The following is an 18,127-nucleotide window of genomic DNA, read 5'->3' as shown; positions in this document are numbered from 1 at the left end:
TCGATTAAGATTAATCTGGTAGCATGTTGTTCCCGATATTGCTGTTAAACTACAAATTGCCGGTCGTATGATTTTTCGATTACAGGACAAGATATTAACCTTATCACCATTTTATTACTTTGATAAAGGAGACGACCATGGTTGAAAAACACGAGCCTCAAATGAAAAATCATCAAAAGTCTACATGGCTTGATGATTTAAAACAGATATTAAACCATATGGAAGATGCCGAAATCATTGAGCACAAAATAGGTACGAGTGCTTCAGTCCATCTTTTATTTATAAAAACATTAATAGATCAAGAGCGTTTAAACGAGGCGATTATTCAGCCACTTCATCAATCAGGCGGAAATTCGCTTCCTTCATGCATAATCAATTCTGATGTTTCAGAAGTTATATCGATCGAAGATGCTGGGCAAAAAATAATGCAAGGATATATTCTTCTATACGATTCAGTCAACGATCAATGGCTAGGCATACAGTTGGAAAATCCTCTTGGCCGGGCAATTGAACCTTCCCAAACGGAAACGGTTATATATGGAGCGAAAGATAGCTTCAGCGAACAAATCGATAATAACATTACAATGTTGCGCAGACGTTTGCCTATAACGACATTAAAAACGGAAAGCTTCACTATAGGATCACTGAGTAAAACAAAAGTTGTGTTAATGTACATAGACGGAATAATTAATCCGGAATTTGTTTCCCTTGCAAGAGAGAAAATTGAAAGTGTGGATTTCGATCAGTTTTTAGACTCCGCACAGCTTGCAGCTTTTATTGAAGATCATAACCATACGGTCTTTCCCCAGTTTCTACAAACGGATCGGCCGGATGCCTGCGCCTTCGCCTTAGGTGAGGGTAAGCTGACTTTATTAGTCTCCAATTCACCGTTTGCTTTAATTTGTCCCATTACATTATTCCATCTATTCCAATCGCCAGAAGACTACTTCCTTCGTTGGCCGGTAGCCAGTTTTTTACGTTTAATGAGGTATGGAAGTTTTATTATTTCTTTGACGATGATTCCTTTTTATGTTGCGTTAACGACATTTCATTACCAAATGGTTCCGCTGCCGATTCTCTTCGTATTATTGGAATCGAGAAGCAAATTGCCCTTTACTCCGTTTGTGGAAGGAATTTTCATGATCGTAACGCTGGAAATCATCAAAGAAGCAAGTTTGCGAATGCCGACCAAAACCAGTCAAACTCTAGGGGTTATCGGTGGTATTGTCATTGGACAAGCGGCTGTAGAGGCAGGCTTTGCAAGTAAAGTATTAATTGTTTTGATGGGTATATCCGCTATTGCTTTCTTTTTAGTTCCCAATTATCAAATGACAAAATCCATGGTTCTGTTGCAATTGCTTCTTCTTATCCTTGCATCGTTTCTTGGGCTGCCAGGAATCGTGGTCGGGATAATCGGCATTCTTGCGCATCTCCATGCATTAACGTCATTAGGTCAACCTTATTTAGCGCCGCTTTCACCTTTTTATGGGAAGGATTGGATTGACCTCTTTATTCGCGGGCCTTTGATTTGGATGAAAACGCGTCCGCATAATCTAAAACCACTACAGAAATGGCGACAGGAGAAGATGAAGAAATGAAGACTTTATCCCTATTCAATCAAACTTCCACCCTTGGCGGCATCCATTTCCTTTTATTAGTTAATCGAACGCAAATGCATTATTTTATTTTAATCATGCCGGTTTATTTGGTTCATTCCTATATGGTTTGGGGAATTGTCGCCTTGGGGCTACTGTCCCAACTTAATTTGATGATGCTATCCAAATGGTTTACTTCCAGTTATGCATCGAAAGGCTATCAAGGATTTGTACAGCTTTTTGGGAAACGGGCGGTTCAAGTTTTCGCGATACTTGGTTTTGTAATAATACTGTTAAAAATTTCAATCATCACACTGGGTTACGTTGAAATGCTCCATAATTTTATATATCCATCAATGAATAAAAAGTGGCTGATCCTAGTTATCCTTTCGATCAGTTTATTTGTGGCTTCACATGGCATGGAAAAAACATTGCGTTTTGTCGTTATCGCCTTTCTTTGCGGGGCGTGGATCTTAATCATGTTTATTCCCTTTTTCTTTCCAACGATTGCAAATTACCGCGATTTGTATCCTCTAATCCCCACCGAATGGTCAGGACATTCATGGCAGGGCTTGTTGTTTATTTGGTCGGCATTTTCCGGTCCAGTATATTTGGCCTTTATGGTTCCATGGTTAAGCTCCAATAAAAAAATATCAAAATATCTTGTCATTGGAAACATGCTGACGATTATGGAATATTCATTATTGTTCATTGCTTCGGTATTGTTTTACGGTTCAAACTTTTTAAGCAAGATCAACTTTCCGGTAGTATATATGGGAAGTTACATTCAAATGAGTGGTTTAGAACGAATCGATTACATCCTTATCTCTTTCCATATGTTTAATTATGTATTTGACATTTCAATTCTTTTGTTGTGTTTATATGGAGCTGGAAGAGTCTTTATGAAAAAAATGAACAAAAGCACAACTCGGCTCGGATTATTGTCGAGTTGGTTTGTCATTTTGATAAGTATTATCATAATGGATCAATGGTTATGGCAAACGGTTCCGGGTCAAAAGATGTTGCTGAACATTCAAATCTGGCTTGGTGCATTCATTTATTTACTTGTTCCTACGATCCTTTTCACTATGGTTAAACGAAAGGAGAGTGTGTAGGCATGATACCATACAAGCATTATGGTTTATTGGCGATTGTAAGCCTTATGTGGATGGCCGGTTGCTCTTCACCATATGCCGAGAACAATATCATCGAAGAGATCGCTCCGGTAGTTTTCTGGTCGGTTGACAAGGGGACGGAGGGGAAGTTTAAAATCAGCACTTTAGTGCCACCACTCATCAAAGAAAAAAAACGCTTTCTCTCCAAGGAAGTTGATCTGTTAAAACAGGGGGGCAAGGAGTTTAATTTAATTTATTATCGGGAATTAAAGCAGGGGCAGCTGCGAATGTTATTAATCAATGAGGAACTGGCAACAAAAGAAGGCATTGAAAAGCTGATCAATACGATATTGGTTGATCCCGATATTTCAATGCATGTCTATTTATTGATTGTCAGAGGCGATTTTGATGAATACATAAAAAATCAATTGACGAAGCAAGAAAACCAAGATTATTTTCTTTATCGGATGTTAAAGCATTACGAGGAACATAACCAAGGTGAAATGAGCATTGTCAATATTCATCAATTCATGAAGATGTTATATTCCCCTCTTAAGGATCCGATCCTGCCGGTTTTTCATGCGGATAAAAACAATTTCAATTACGTAGGAACGGCCTTTTTCCAAAATGATAAAGAAGTAATGGTTACTCAAGACGTAAGTGATGAAATTTTTCAACTTCTGGATAACGATCATTTCTTAAAAGTCTTGGCCATTCCAAAGTTATCTATCAGTTTGGGACGTGTTCGATCCAATATTCGCATGAAACTATCAAGTGACTATTCATCCTTGTCTTTACATGTGGGATTGAAAGGAAGAATTGAGGAATATCAGGGAGAAAAGAATATTCAAAGCGAGGAACAATTGGAACATTTAATTCATGAGATTGAGGTATACCTTGAGGAACAAACGTCAGAATTATTAAAAAGTATGCAACGGTTGAGAGTGGATCCCTTAGAGGTCGGAACACATTCACTTAAGCCTTTTTCTAAACCAATAACGGAAGAGCAATGGTTGAGATATTGGGAAAATATGAAAATTAATGTTGACTTCGACATCAAAATACAGCCTTTGATTAATGTTGAACGGCTGTCGTGATTTAAAAGATGCCCCCTACATGATCAAATACATCATTGTGGGGGCATCTTTTTGTTCAAATCATGTACAAAGAGAGCTTATTACTGCAGCCCGTGGCGGACAAGCCATTTGGATATCTTTAGAAAATGGAAAGTCTAATGATCTTATCGTCAACAATAACAAAATGATAATCCAATAATAGCGGATCGGGTAGACCCGTCTTATCGTAGGTACCATCCAGCTTGCATGTTAACACAATTTCATCACCTATTTTTTTGGCTTTTGTTGGCTCTAACGTTACATTCGCCGCGAAATGGTTTTGATCACTCCATTTCCGAATCGCCTGTTTGCCATTTCGCTTTTTTCCTTCATCCATCACAACGGCATTTTCTGAAAAACAATCTACAAATACTACTGGGTCTGGCTTGTTAGATGCAGTAATGTATTTGGCAATTACAGACGGTAAATGATTGAGATCCATATTGTTCTCTCCCTTTATTAATTAATTATTAGACGGTAGGGATAGTTCCCCCATCTATGACATATTCACTACCTGTAATAGATGCTGCTCGGTCTGAGACCAGAAATGCGACCAGCTCAGCGACTTCTTCAGGAAATCCTGGCCGACCAATTGGAATACCTCCGAGTGAAGTCATAAGTTGTTCAAGGGCACTTTCTCGACTTCCGGTTTCAGTTGCGATCCGATCAATTAATGCGTCAGCTGCTTCTGTCTGAATAAACCCAGGAGACAACGTATTTATGCGAATTCCTTGTGGGGAAAATTCATTTGATAATCCCTTGCTATAATTAGCCAGCGCGGCTTTGGCAGACGCATAAGCCAGTGTAGTTTCATATAAAGGCAAACGTCTCTGGATGGAAGTGAAATGAAGAATAACGCCTGAATTATTTTCTAACATAAGTGGAATTAAGCCACGATCAAGTCGAACTGCTGCGAGTAAATTCCAATTTAATGTATGAAGCCAATCCTCATCACTCAATGCAAGTGCGCCTCCTGGTGGTGTCGTTGATCCACCTACGCAATGGACGATAATATCGATACCTCCAAGTTGCTCTTTTACTGCTGTAATTATTTGCTCTACACCTTCAGGTGTGGCGACATCTGCTTGCACAAATTTGACCGAATTTGGCAAGTCAGCAGATAGGGAACGGGCAGTAGTAAGAACTGTAGCTCCGCCGTTTGCAAGTCTTTTCACAACTGCTTGCCCCATTCCCTTTGTTCCTCCGGTTACAAGCACCCTTTTACCTTTAAATTCTGATACAGAGAACTCAAACTCTTTATGCATAACTATTCCTCCTAGTGATGGTATTCAATGATTAATTTGAAATTGCTCTGTCTCTAAACCTTAATGTGTAGTTCGAGAGGAGCTAGAACTAATACTACACTTGCTACTTTCATAACGTCCAATTTATTATAATAATAGAAATGATGAATATTATTAATATATGGAGGGGTGTTTTAATGGAACTTACACAATTGGAATACTTTATGACCGTTGCACAGCTTGAACATATGACCTTAGCCTCCAAAAAACTCGGTATTACTCAGCCAGCGTTAAGTCATGCAATTGCCAAGCTTGAAAACGAGATAGGAGCTCCTTTATTTGAGAGAAATGGACGAAATATTAAGCTGAACCGCAACGGTACTATGTTCTCTAAATGGATTGGTAGGGCCCTACATAATATTGAAAATGGTCTAAAGGAAATCGAAGAGTGGTCCAACCCGGATACTGGTGTGATTACGTTGTCTTATCTAAATATTCTCGGTGTTGAATTGATCCCTAGCCTAATTCGGAGTTATCAATTGAAGTATCCCAAAGTTCGGTTCGAATTGACACAAGGGAACTTAGGAGATATTGATGAACATCTGGAGCAAGGATTCTCGGATATTATGATTACATCGAGGGAATCTACTTTGGATAATCATCACTGGAAGACGATTAAAAATGTTCCTTTATACATTGTTGTTCCCTCCCAACATCGTTATGCAGATTGTAGCGCTCTTAGTTTGACAGAGCTGTCTGGCGAGCCTTTTATTGGATTGAAAAACAACTGTGGATTAAAAGCAACGATCATATCCCGGTTCCGACATACCGGATTTTTTCTTGCTTCGGCTTATGAAGCGGAGGACCTGATCACTGTAGCCGGTTTTATAAAGTCGGGTCTAGGTGTATCAGTACTGCCTAAGACGCTGGGGTTGATGTTAGATGAATTGGTCTGGATCCCTATCATTGATGAAGGATGGTACTGGGAAATAGGATTAAAGTGGAGAGATGATCATAATATTTCCCCAGCAGCGAAAAGGTTTATTGAATATGTGGATACTTTACATCAAGGAGAATGACCGCCAAATTTTTTAGTTTTGAAAAGAAATTCTGAGAAAACAATCATACTTTATTGTATTTGAACACAAGGAAAAAATCCTTTTACAATCATTGGCAGTGCGTTATAATACAATCACCAGGTAGATAACAAACAAAAAAGTGAAATATTGTAATACCAGTCACACTCGGCTCATCATAGTTCTTTGAGCCGCTTATCACAACATAATAGATATCGGAGGTATGGTTATGGTCAAGAAGAAAATTTCCACAGCCCTCAGTGCAGCTTTAATCGTTTCTATGCTGGCTACTGGCCTAATAGTCACTATCCAAGGTAACACAACGTTAGAGGTAGCGAAGTCAGCAGGGGATAAAAAGGTTGAAGTTATTAAATGAAGGCAAGACGTTAATTAATTAACCTGCCGCGGGAAATGAACATATTCCTATTGAAGTCGCTATTTTAGCGGCTTTTTTTGTTTTATCGGTAAAATTGGGTTTAATACTAACGAATATTTTGTTGAACAAGTAAAGAGAAGTTTAGATGCAACCTTTTTTACATTTGTAAACCATTAGGTTTAAAGCAATAAAAAAATGATTAAGTCAACTTAAATAAAAAATTGTTTTTTTCTATAATCAATCATAAAATGTGCAAATGTAAACTAAAACAGATATATACATAAATAATAATGTTCATTTAAACAAAAATACTTTGACAAATGAAAACGAGTGGCTTATTTTGTTAATAAGGAATGCAAATTACTTTTTTAGATTTTAAATAGCCTTAAGGGAGCGTGAATAAAATTAAAAAAGTACATCTATCAGGTGAAAATAATATCAGCAAAGATCCAGAAAACTTTATTTATAAAAATGAATACCGACCGCAAATACATTATTCCCCTAAGGGAAATTGGATTAACGATCCTAACGGAATGGTTTATTACGAAGGAGAGTATCACCTTTTCTACCAATATACTCCCCATGATACGCAGCCTGACTTCGACAGAATGCATTGGGGACATGCAGTAAGTAATGATTTAGTACATTGGGATGAACTCCCACCAGCCATCTCACCTGGGGAAGATGGAGCGATCTTTTCGGGAAGTGCGGTAGTCGATAAGAACAATACAAGCGGATTCTTCAACGAAGCAGGATCAGGATTGGTTGCAATTTATACTAATAATGGTAACAACGCTCAACCCGGTAAACCGCAGGTTCAAAGCATCGCTTACAGTAAGGACAATGGTCGAACCTGGACAAAGTATGAAGGTAACCCTGTTTTATTCCCCACGGAGACGCTAGACTTTCGAGACCCAAAAGTATTCTGGCATGAAGAATCCTCAAACTGGGTAATGGTTCTTGCTGTAAGTGACCATGTAGAATTTTACACATCTTCGAATCTTAAGGATTGGTTTTTTGCAAGCGGTTTCGGTTCTGATATTCCAGGCATACATCGTGGGATTTTTGAATGTCCTGATGTTTTTAAACTCCAAGTGGATGAGGACCCTAATACCACTAAATGGATTCTGACACTAAGTATCGGAGATAGAAATGGCGTAAATCCAAACGATTCAGAACCACCCGCAGGCGGTTCTGGCATGATGTATTTTATAGGTCACTTTGATGGTAAGGTTTTTACACTAGATGAAACATTGGAATCATTCGATACAATCCAATGGATAGATTACGGATCTGACTTTTACGCGGCCGTGACCTGGGATGGTATACCGAATGAGGATGGGCGAAAGATTTGGGTCGGCTGGATGAATAATTGGCGTTATGCTTCCACTCTTCCTTCTAAAGAATGGCGTGGCCATATGTCCATCCCACGAGAGATTCAGCTCAGGACGTATTCGGAAGGACTTCGCTTAATTCAAGCACCCATAAGTGAGTTAAATCAACTTAGAAGATCAATTCTGTCTCTACAAGACATTACGATTAAACCAGATATGAACGTTTTGTCTGATGTTTCTGCTACAAAGATGGAAATTATTGCGGAATTCGAAATCGGTAATGCAATAGAATTTGGGTTCAAGGTGCGAAAGTCTTCCTCTTCCAACCAGGAGACAGTCATCGGATATAATGTCTTGAATGAGGAGTTGTTTGTCGATCGAACGAAGTCAAACGCTGTTGATTTCCATCCCGATTTTGCTACAAAACACAAGGCCCCTATGAAGCCAGAGCATAGACGGATACAGTTGAGCATCTATGTTGATTGGTCAAGTGTAGAGATCTTTGGCAACAATGGGACAACTATCATTTCAGACACGATTTTCCCCGACTTGGGAAGTAGAGGGCTGGAACTCTATGCCATTGGCGGAGAACTAAAGGTCGTGTCGCTTCAAATCAATGATCTCGTAAGCATTTGGGAAAATCAACCGAACTGAACTGGTTGTCCAAAACCAATTAAATTTGAACCAACTTCACAATATTATTAGAAAAGAGGGTATGGAATGAAAGATAAATCTAAATTCGCAATATGTCTTCTGATGGCAACGGGATTAGCTCTGACTTCAAACGGGATTTTTACATCTAAATCAATTGCGGCTAGTGCTGTACTTGCAGATCAGGAAACAAATAAACAGGCAAAGGAGGAGCTTGATATTTTTGAAAGCGCATCCAAATCAAATACCAATCTGATAGGCTGGCAAGTGAAAGGAAAAGGAGGATTAGAGGATACTTCAGAAGGAATCTTGCTAACTTCACAGCCTAAAGAAAATGTAATGGCCATCTCAGAGACAGTGTCCGATGATTTTATCTATGAAGCTGATGTCATGATCAGGGATACGAAGGCGGATGCAACATTGTTGTTTCGATCTAATGAGGATGGCTTTAGCTCGTACATGCTGCAAATCGTTCCGGACGCAGGCCTGATTCGGTTAAGAGATGCAAGAAATGGAGATGGGAAATTAAAGGAGGAGCGTAAAGTTTCTGTTGAAATGGGGCAAATCTATCATCTCAAAGTGAAGGCAGTGGGTTCCTCGCTAAAAGTATATTGGGGCAATCAATATAAACCATTAATTGATGTTCAGGACATTTCGTATCAAAGCGGAAAGCTTGGACTCCATGTATGGGATGGATCCGCCTTGTTTTCGAACATCGTGGTGAGTGATCTGAAAGGTAATTTGGGGCCGGTGATTTCTAGCAAGGGAAAATGGCAACCTGATATCAACGGCAAAAGAGGGACGGTAGAACAGGGGAGCATAGCACAGCAAATCTATAACAAAGAGGCGACTGATATGGTCTATGAAGGGAATATTACCCTTCGTCCTGATTCTATTGCAGCTCTCGCATTTCGATCTTCAACCGATGGAGCTGAAGGATATGAAGCTACTCTTACGAAGGAAGGAGATCAGGTCCGTGTAAGTTTGACGAATACAAAAGGAACAGTAATTGCAAGTTCGCAACGTACTTATCCGAGTCAGATGGGAGCCAAACATCATGTGGAAATCAAGGCAAAGGGAGATCGAATTCAGGTCTTCCTGGACGGATACACTACGGCCGCGATTGACGTGAAAGATTCAACCTACAGGAGTGGAAGTACCGGAATCGTCGTAAAAAAGGGGACGGCTTACTTTCAGGATACTTATGTAACGGAACTGAGCCAATATTACAATGAGATATATCGTCCACAATATCATTACACGCCAATACGTGGTTCAGCGAGTGATCCGAATGGACTTGTCTACTTCGAAGGAGAATATCATCTCTTCCATCAGGATGGAGGAACATGGGCGCATGCGGTAAGTAAAGATATGCTGAACTGGAAACGGCTTCCGATTGCACTTCCCTGGAATGATCACGGACATGTCTGGTCTGGGTCGGCTATTGCGGATATGACAAATGCATCTGGTTTATTCGGAGATTCAGGAGGCAAGGGCCTTATTGCATATTATACTTCCTTTAACCCAGATAGCCCGAATGGGAACCAGCGTATAGGTCTGGCATACAGTAAAGACCAAGGTCGTACTTGGGAGTATTCGAAGGAACGCCCGATTGTGATCGAGAACCCGGGTAAGAGCGGAAATGAAGCTGGGAATTGGGATTTCCGCGATCCGAAAGTGATCCGTGATGATGAGAATAACCGCTGGGTTATGGTTGTGTCCGGAGGAGATCATATTCGTTTCTACACGTCAACGAACTTACTTGACTGGACATTGACAGATAATTGGGGATATGGGGATTACGTCCGCGGAGGCGTATGGGAATGCCCTGATTTGTTCCAGCTTCCGGTAGACGGAACGTCACAGAAGAAGTGGGTTATGATGATCAGTACAGGAGCGAATCCCAAAACAGGCGGATCAGATGCCGAGTATTTTATCGGTCATTTAACAGCTGATGGTAAATTCGTGAACGATAATCCGGCGGGTAAGGTACTAAGAACAGATTTTGGTAAAGAGTTTTACGCTTCGATGTCTTTCGCTAACATGCCTGATCATCGCACAGTGATGATGGCGTGGATGACGAATTGGGACTATCCGTTCGCTTTCCCAACGTCCAATTGGAAAGGTGAACTAACCATTCCGAGAGAAGTATCATTGGTAACAACCAAAGATGGAATTCGGATGACGCAAAGTCCAATCAAAGAATTGGAATCACTGCGTAAACCTTTGTACTCTGCTTCTAACAAGTCGGTGAGTCCTTCTTCCGGGAATCTGCTAAAAGGTATTATTTCAGGTGCTTACGAAATTGAAGCTGAAATTGAAATCCCTGAAACCAGCACAGCGACCGAGTTTGGCTTTAACATTCGTGAGGGTGCAAATCAGAAGACGGTCGTGGGTTATAAGGCAAGCGATAGTAATATGTTTGTGGACCGAACTGCATCCGGTGAAACGGATTTTTCTAACCTATTTAGTAAGAAACATGAAGCGCCTACGCAAATGGAGAATAATCGGATCAAGATGCGTATTCTTGTGGATGAATCTTCTGTTGAAGCCTTTGGTAACAACGGCAAAGTCGTCTTTTCAGATGTAATATTTCCGGATCCTGCTAGTAGAGCGATGAGTTTTTACGTGAAAGGTGGGAATGTGAACGTTGTTTCCTTGAAAGTGCATCAACTTCAATCTGTCTGGAATGAGGACATTCCTTCAAAAGCTCAAATAAAGATGGATACGAGGGTTCGGGAACTGGGGGTAGGCGAGTCGGATACACTGCAGGCGATGGTCGAGTATGGCCCAGGTCTAGGCGTTCAACCGCTGAAGTGGAGTTCCAGTAATAACGACGTAATAGCCATAGACTTGGTAGACAATTCACATGCAGTTATTAAGGCAAAAAAAGAAGGGGAGTCCACAGTCACTGTATCTACTCCGAATGGTAAAGCTTCCAGTAGTGTGCTCATTAAAGTCTCAGGTGGCGAGTTCCGGACAAACCTGAGTGGATGGACTAAAGATCTGTCTGCTGCTTCATGGTTAGTTAGTGAACATGGGATTCGTGGTAAGTATTTTAGCGATGCGAATTATATTGCCAAAGAGAAGGCTGGGAACTTTACGTATGAAGCAGACATGATGCTCGGTGAAACAGGAGGGGCAGGTTCTATTTTGTTCAGGGCTAGCGAAGATGGTCGCAGTGGTTATTATCTGAATCTAGACCCTAACATGAAGGCCATTCGTCTTTTCTATAAAATCAATGGAGGATTTGAAGAACGTCAGGTTCTTGCAAAAGTACCAACGTTCATTCAGCCAGGTCATACGTATAAGGTGAAAATAGAAGCGCATGGTCCGCATATTGTCGTTCACGTGGACAGTCAAAAAGTGATAGATATCATGGATGGTACTTTTGCAGAAGGCCACTTTGGACTCCATGTTTTTGGCGGCTCCGCATCTTATCAGAACGTCAATGTGAGCAACGGTGAACCTGCAAACATCACCAAGTCCAGTCTTATAAATGCCGCAACACAAAAATCCATTTATACCGTGAACCTTGTCAACGGGGAGCCGGTTACCTTGCAAGATACAAGTGCAGCTTCCGTCCAGAAGTGGGTATTTGTTCCGACAGGTGACGAAGAAGGTTCGTATTCGATTCGTACTACGGCCGGTCAGACGCTTGATCTGGATATAGGGCAAAACAAACTTCAGCTGTATCATTACTTAGGGTACAACAACCAGCGTTGGGTCCTTCACGAGAACAAAGACGGATCAGTTCATATTACTTCAGCTCATCATCAAAAAGCATTAGAGGTATCGGAAGATGGGACCGAACTCTTCTTAAGTGAACTGAATCCATCACTTGATCGACAAAAGTGGATATTAGCAAAATAATCAAAGTTTATTCCATAATGGCGTAACTAATAGATATTCCAATAAAGAAGTGTCGTGGGACAGGAACATGTTCAATTCAAGTCGCTATTATAGCGGCTTTTTTCTTTTAATCTTGTCCTAGCAGAGGTTCGATGGCTAGCGCTATGCGGATTCGTAAGCTTTCAGTTGGATCTTTGAGTTTCACACCCAGGATTTTTTCACACTTTTCCAGTCGATACACCACCGTATTTCGATGAACGAAAAGTTGCTTGGATGTTTCGACAAGCTGGCATTGTGTATCGTAAAAAGCGTTTAAGGTGCGCAGCAACTCTTTTTTTTCATGTTCGTCTGCAATCTGCAGCAGTCCGTTTAAGGTCGCGTCGTAAAATTGTTTCAGTTCGTTGTGGGGAAGCATGTGGAATAAATATCCGATGTCCTTGGCTTGGTAAGATTGGACGAATTGCTTTCGTTTTAGCCAGTAGCCGAATTGCAATGCATTAATCGCTTCTGTATAAGAATGACGAACGCCGAGTACATTTGTTGCAGGTTTGCCAATGCCGATAGACAGACTCAGTCCTGTCTCAACATGCAGCTCTTTAAGCATTCCTGACAACTGCTCGGTGATTTTTGCCTCATCCCACCCCGACTCAGGGATAGATAGAAGAAGACAGTAGGTATCATGTTTGGTAAACATGACGAAGGAATGATCTAACCCACCAAAAACACGTTTGATGTGCTCGTACTGCTCCTCTTGCTCCGTGATATTATCTCCTTTCGGAGGCGCCGAACCTTCGTAATTAGGAAATCTTTGATGCATGTGATGCACCTCGTCATTACGCATGGTCAGCAAGACGCTTGCACGCTCCTTGATAAGCCCACATCTCTTGCCGCGGTTCAGCGCCTCCTGCTCAGACGTGATATATCCCTCAATCAGATCGGAGAAAAATTCGTTTTTGTGCCTGCGGGAGCGCTCTTTGACAGCCTGTGATTTAGTCAACTCCATTCCAATGACGTTGGAGGCCTGCTCAAGCGTCAGACCGAAAAGCCCAGTCCATTGATCCGGTGAATGAAATGATAACAAATAGCCTTCGTGGCGGTAAGTTTTTACTGGATATACCAGCATGCAGCAACGCTCTCGGACTGATGGGTTGATGAAGCACAACGAAGTGGGACTAGAAATATCGGACAAGTCTTGAAGTGTATTTACAGCGGCTGCAGTGAGTTCAGCAACACTTGTATTCTGGCTGGAAGCAGAGATAGTTTGCCATTTGTAGTTTAATAGAACGACTGGGGATGAGAACAGTTTGGACAGAGAATCGATAATGCTGGAAATTCCTTTGCCGCGCATGATCATCTCGGAGAATTTTTTGTGGATGCTGAGTGCATATTGCAGTTCGTCACTCTTGTTATTCAGAATCACACTGGTCGATCGCTGCAAAATTTCGCCAAGGGATAGACGGACATCGGAAATTTCGATGATGGGAAATTCGTTCTGATCCGCTTCCCAAAGTATTTCATCAGGGATTGGTAGTTCAAAGCGCTTGGTTTTGATGGCCAACCCCGAGCACTGAAGACGCTGCATGTCCCTGATTAGTTGAATAAACATCTCTGGTTGCTGCTTCATGAAAAAGCCGTTGGTCAGCAAGAGCTCGTTCGGCCTTAGAAAGCGAATGATATCCGGACAGTCCATAATGTTGACCGTTTGAACCTCACGTACTAGCCCCTTATGCCCCGTAATCACTCTAGCATCATCGTAAATGCCGTTTTTCAGCAAATCTGTCAGCAGCACATCGACCCATCCCTTTCTGGAACAAGTTATTTTATTGTTAAGTAATATAACACTACGATCATGTGGAGTAAATATCTTTGGTTTGATCATCCAATATTGCTAATTATTTTTATCCTTTTCATCCAATGATTTCTCAGAAGGAGTGAATTATGCTTAAAGTGTTTCTTGCGTGTAATAAAAGCGTACATGAACGGAGGATGTAATGATTGATCTACTTATCACAGATACGGTGATTTCCGGGGATGAAAGGCGAATGGATGTCGGGATATCCTCAGGCAAGATTGCATTTGTCACGCCATGCGGGGAAAGGAAAACCGAAGCTTCTCGTGTAGTGCAAGGCAAAGGGGGCTTATTGCTACCCGGATTCGTCGAGCCGCATATTCATTTGGAAAAAGCATATTTGCTGGATTCCATGGATCGGGAGGCGGAGTCTCTCCAGGACGCGATTCAGATAACATCCAAACTGAAAAGTTCGTTCACAAGGGAGGACATGTATCGTCGCTCGCTGGTTGTCATTCGGGAAGCCGTCAGGAATGGTGTAACCCATATGCGTTGCCAAGCAGAGGTCGATCCGGTTCTTGGACTCAGAGCTGTCGAATCTGCTCTTCGTCTCAAACAATCCTTAAAACATCAACTGGATTTACAGGTAGTTGCCTTTCCGCAAGAAGGGGTGTTCAAGAGTCCGGGGACTGTTGAGCTGATGGAAGAGGCCGTTCGTATGGGAGCCGATGTGATTGGAGGAATCACTTATCAGGATGCAGACCTGGGGGAGCACTTGGATTTTGCATTTGGTCTGGCAGGGAAGTACGGAAAACCGTTGGATTTTCACGCGGATTTCTCGGTCGATTTCAACGACCGTGCCGTTGTGGAAATTGCAAAAAGGACCATTGCTGCAGGCATGCAGGGGCATGTAGCCGCCGGACATGTAACCTCGCTCGGTTCCCTCCCTGAACACGAAGCTTCGGCTATCGGGGAGCTTCTGTGTCTTGCCGGAATCAGCGTCATTACGCTGCCGATGACGGACCTCTTTTTGAATGGAAGAGAAGGTCCAGAAGGTTATCATAGAGGTCTGACTCCTGTGAAACTGCTCCAGGATTGTGGAGTGAATGTGGCAATTGGCGTCAATAATGTGCGCAACCCATTCACGCCGTTTGGCAAAACAGACCCGATTGAGGTTGCCTGGCTATTGGCGATTACTTCTTACATGGGCGGCAAACGGGATGCGCTCATCTTGACCAACATGCTGACTCATAACGCAGCACAGGCGTTAGGCATTGATAATTATGGCGTTAAGGTTGGCGCTCCGGCTGATATGGTATTGTTCCGAGAGCGGTCGGAGAGGGAAGTGCTGCTTAATAAACCGGAGGCCCGCACGGTTTGGAAATCGGGATTACAGGTAGCTTGTACTGACTCAAAACTTTTGGAATTACCGTGGTTGTCGGATGGGATGGAAACAATCTAATTATGAAGTAAGGGGATGGAGTTATGGAGAAAGGCTTAACACTCGTGAAAAATGTCAAATGGTCGGAAAACCTGTTTGATCTAACGATTGATCAAGCAACTGGACTTATTGTCAGCATTGAGACTGCCGGAACGGATGCGGATCTCACATCTGTAAATATTGCCGGTAGGGCGACAACCGTCATTGACGCGGATGGGCTGCACTATGTACCGCCAATGACAGATATGCATACCCATCTGGACAAGCATTTTATTGGGGAGCCGTGGAAGTCTTTGCAGCCGTTTGTCACGCTGCCCGGCCAGTTGGAATTTGAGAAAAGTATGTTGGGAGAACTACCGACCGGAGCGGGAGAACGTGCGAAACGAATGTTGGATTTAATGTTAGCCCAAGGTACAACGGCAATCCGCACACACGTTGACGTGGATCCGCAAATTGGTCTCTCTCATCTTGAGGAGGTCTTGGAAGTGCGCGAGATGTACCAAGGACGCATCGATATGGAAATTGTGGCATTTCCCCAGCAAGGCCTGCTTCGATCCGACTCCGTTTCCGTCATGCGGCAAGCGCTTCGTGCTGGAGCCAACTATGTTGGTGGTGTGGATCCGGCCGGATTGGACCGCCGAGTGGATGCCAGTCTGGAAGCCATGTTTGAACTTGCGACAGAATTCTCTGCTGGCATCGACTTGCATCTGCATGACCCGAGTCATCTCGGAATATACACGATCAGGAGCTTCGCCGAACTGACAGAACAAGCCGGTATACCCGGCCGTACCGCGGTAAGCCATGCCTATTGTTTGGGCCAGGTTGGGGAAACAGAGGTGCGCTCACTCGCGGAAAGGTTGTGTGCGACCGGCGTAGCCATCATGACGAGTGTGCCCATTGACAGGCCTATGCCCCCCATCAAACTGTTGATGGAAACGGGAGTGTCCGTTCATATCGGTTCCGATAACATTTTGGATTCGTGGAGTCCATTCGGAAATGGCGATATGCTCTCCCGTGGGTCACGTCTCGCTGAAGCATCCGGTTGGGTGGAGGACTTCTGGTTGCTAGAAACGTACAAGCTTATTTCCAATGCGCCATTAACTCCAAAAGTGGGTGAACAAGGCACTTTCTCGTTGGTAAATGCCATAAATGCGATGCATGCGTTGGCTGCAGCACCTCCACGCGAAGCTGTATTTTCGGGTGGTGTGCTTGTTGGTGGTCGAATGTTTCCCAACAGCAGACAGATGGCAGCCATCCATTCGTAACAATCTTTAATTATACATGAAGCAGCGCATCCTTTTTCAGGTGCGTTGCTTTTTGACATGAAAAGGCTGATCACAGGGCTTATAATACGTTGCTTAATGCAGTGAATGTGATAATACATAACATTAAAATTTAGACAGGCTTTTCTTTTGGTGTAATAATCCAAATTAAATCATTTTTTTTAGTGAATCACACCAATGACTGAGGCTTACTTACATCGTATTATTCATATAAGAACAATTTTGAGTCACATAAACTGACATTCATAGAATAGGAGGGATGTTGGAGGAGTTACACAAACCAAACATCATTGTTACGAACAGGGGGAGAGAGACATGCGTCGAGGTTTCCATGCAAACCGCATCCAAAACATCAGAAAGCATGGGCTGTTATTGGTCATGATTTTGCCAGGCATCGTCTATCTGTTCATCAACAATTACTTGCCCATGTTCGGCATTGTGATTGCGTTCAAAGATATCAATTTTGCAAAAGGAATCTGGGGAAGTGACTGGGTAGGCTTCGATAATTTCGCCTATCTGTTCCAAACGCAGGATGCTTGGGTGATTACCCGAAACACGTTACTTTACAACGGCGCATTTATCGTGCTTGGAACAGTGCTCTCTATAGCTGTGGCCGTATTGTTGAACGAGGTAAAAAAGCGATTTGCCTCCCGACTGTATCAAAGCATCATTTTGCTGCCCTATCTGATCTCGATGGTCATTGTCGCTTACTTGGTTCTGGCATTGCTCAACGAGGAAAACGGATTCGTCAACGATTACGTGCTTCCTTTACTGGGGATAGACCCCGTGTCGTGGTATGCGGATTCCGGTAAGTGGCCCTTTATATTAAGTGTCGTATATCTATGGAAAAACGTTGGTTATACATGCATTGTTTATCTGGCCTCAATCGTAGGCATCAGCCAAGAATATTATGAATCCGCTACGCTGGACGGAGCATCCAAGTGGAGGCAAGTCTGGAGCATTACCCTTCCTCTGCTTAAACCCACGATGGTCATTATGGTGCTTCTTGCAGTGGGACGCATCTTCAATTCCGATTTCGGATTGTTCTATCAGGTTCCGCTGAATTCGGGTGCACTGCAAACGACTACCGATGTCATTGACACATACGTTTATCGTGGATTGATGACTTTTGGGGATTTCGGAATGTCATCCGCTGCCGGACTGTACCAGTCCATTGTCGGTTTTCTGTTAGTATTAACGACCAATGCGATCGTTCGTCGCAAAAACCGGGATTTGGCGCTGTTTTAGCTAAGGGG

13 protein-coding genes are annotated in these 18,127 nt (G+C 42.5%); 10 read left to right on the top strand and 3 right to left on the bottom strand.

Annotated elements, in window-relative coordinates; all coding sequences use genetic code 11:
• Positions 1-137: 137 nt before the first annotated feature.
• From MKY28_RS10075 to MKY28_RS10065, 3 genes are read left to right on the top strand one after another with little or no spacing between them, the layout of a single operon-like run.
• Positions 138-1,598, top strand: a complete 1,461-nt coding sequence (locus tag MKY28_RS10075) for a spore germination protein (RefSeq protein ID WP_036615397.1) — start codon at positions 138-140, stop codon at positions 1,596-1,598.
• Positions 1,595-2,710, top strand: coding sequence for a GerAB/ArcD/ProY family transporter (locus MKY28_RS10070; RefSeq protein ID WP_036615394.1), 1,116 nt, complete (start codon positions 1,595-1,597; stop codon positions 2,708-2,710). Before MKY28_RS10075 ends, MKY28_RS10070 begins: the two co-directional genes overlap by 4 nt.
• 2 nt (positions 2,711-2,712) lie before the next feature.
• On the top strand, positions 2,713-3,807 hold the full coding sequence (locus tag MKY28_RS10065) for a Ger(x)C family spore germination protein (protein WP_036615391.1): 1,095 nt from the start codon (positions 2,713-2,715) through the stop codon (positions 3,805-3,807).
• A gap of 118 nt (positions 3,808-3,925) precedes the next feature.
• Here MKY28_RS10065 and MKY28_RS10060 read toward each other — a convergent pair whose 3' ends face one another.
• Together MKY28_RS10060 and MKY28_RS10055 are read right to left on the bottom strand one after the other, a co-directional pair.
• Positions 3,926-4,267 (bottom strand): nuclear transport factor 2 family protein, encoded by a 342-nt coding sequence (locus MKY28_RS10060; RefSeq protein ID WP_036615388.1) that lies wholly within the window; start codon positions 4,265-4,267, stop codon positions 3,926-3,928.
• Between the two features lie 28 nt (positions 4,268-4,295).
• Positions 4,296-5,090 carry an SDR family oxidoreductase gene (locus MKY28_RS10055; RefSeq protein ID WP_036615385.1) on the bottom strand — a complete coding sequence of 265 codons (795 nt, stop codon included), beginning with the start codon at positions 5,088-5,090 and terminating at the stop codon, positions 4,296-4,298.
• Between the two features lie 176 nt (positions 5,091-5,266).
• Between MKY28_RS10055 and MKY28_RS10050 the strand changes: the two genes are divergently transcribed.
• From MKY28_RS10050 to MKY28_RS10035, 4 genes are all read left to right on the top strand, one after another.
• Positions 5,267-6,148, top strand: coding sequence for a LysR family transcriptional regulator (locus MKY28_RS10050; RefSeq protein WP_036615383.1), 882 nt, complete (start codon positions 5,267-5,269; stop codon positions 6,146-6,148).
• A gap of 226 nt (positions 6,149-6,374) precedes the next feature.
• Positions 6,375-6,521: a hypothetical protein gene (locus MKY28_RS10045; RefSeq protein ID WP_200868520.1), complete on the top strand. Its 147-nt coding sequence runs from the start codon at positions 6,375-6,377 to the stop codon at positions 6,519-6,521.
• Between the two features lie 395 nt (positions 6,522-6,916).
• Positions 6,917-8,509: a glycoside hydrolase family 32 protein gene (locus MKY28_RS10040; RefSeq protein ID WP_076317774.1), complete on the top strand. Its 1,593-nt coding sequence runs from the start codon at positions 6,917-6,919 to the stop codon at positions 8,507-8,509.
• A 66-nt stretch (positions 8,510-8,575) separates the two neighbouring features.
• Positions 8,576-12,379, top strand: coding sequence for a GH32 C-terminal domain-containing protein (locus tag MKY28_RS10035; RefSeq protein ID WP_051449768.1), 3,804 nt, complete (start codon positions 8,576-8,578; stop codon positions 12,377-12,379).
• A 106-nt stretch (positions 12,380-12,485) separates the two neighbouring features.
• Here MKY28_RS10035 and MKY28_RS10030 read toward each other — a convergent pair whose 3' ends face one another.
• Positions 12,486-14,237, bottom strand: coding sequence for a PucR family transcriptional regulator (locus tag MKY28_RS10030; RefSeq protein ID WP_340935866.1), 1,752 nt, complete (start codon positions 14,235-14,237; stop codon positions 12,486-12,488).
• Between the two features lie 112 nt (positions 14,238-14,349).
• On the opposite strand from MKY28_RS10030, the gene MKY28_RS10025 reads away from it, so the two are divergent.
• The 3 genes from MKY28_RS10025 to MKY28_RS10015 all read left to right on the top strand — a co-directional run bounded on the left by MKY28_RS10025 (position 14,350) and on the right by MKY28_RS10015 (position 18,119).
• Positions 14,350-15,609: an amidohydrolase family protein gene (locus tag MKY28_RS10025; protein WP_051447392.1), complete on the top strand. Its 1,260-nt coding sequence runs from the start codon at positions 14,350-14,352 to the stop codon at positions 15,607-15,609.
• 23 nt (positions 15,610-15,632) lie between these two features.
• A complete protein-coding gene (locus tag MKY28_RS10020; RefSeq protein ID WP_036615378.1) occupies positions 15,633-16,853 on the top strand; it encodes an amidohydrolase family protein in 1,221 nt (406 codons plus the stop codon).
• A 333-nt stretch (positions 16,854-17,186) separates the two neighbouring features.
• Entirely contained in the window at positions 17,187-18,119 is a 933-nt protein-coding gene (locus tag MKY28_RS10015) for an ABC transporter permease (protein WP_339193469.1), read from the top strand.
• Positions 18,120-18,127: the final 8 nt, after the last annotated feature.

The sequence above is a fragment of the Paenibacillus sp. FSL R5-0473 genome (assembly GCF_038004565.1).
In the GTDB taxonomy this organism is placed as follows: domain Bacteria; phylum Bacillota; class Bacilli; order Paenibacillales; family Paenibacillaceae; genus Paenibacillus; species Paenibacillus amylolyticus.
Note: the sequence above shows the minus strand (reverse complement) of the source record. Positions and strands in the feature narration are given on the sequence as shown.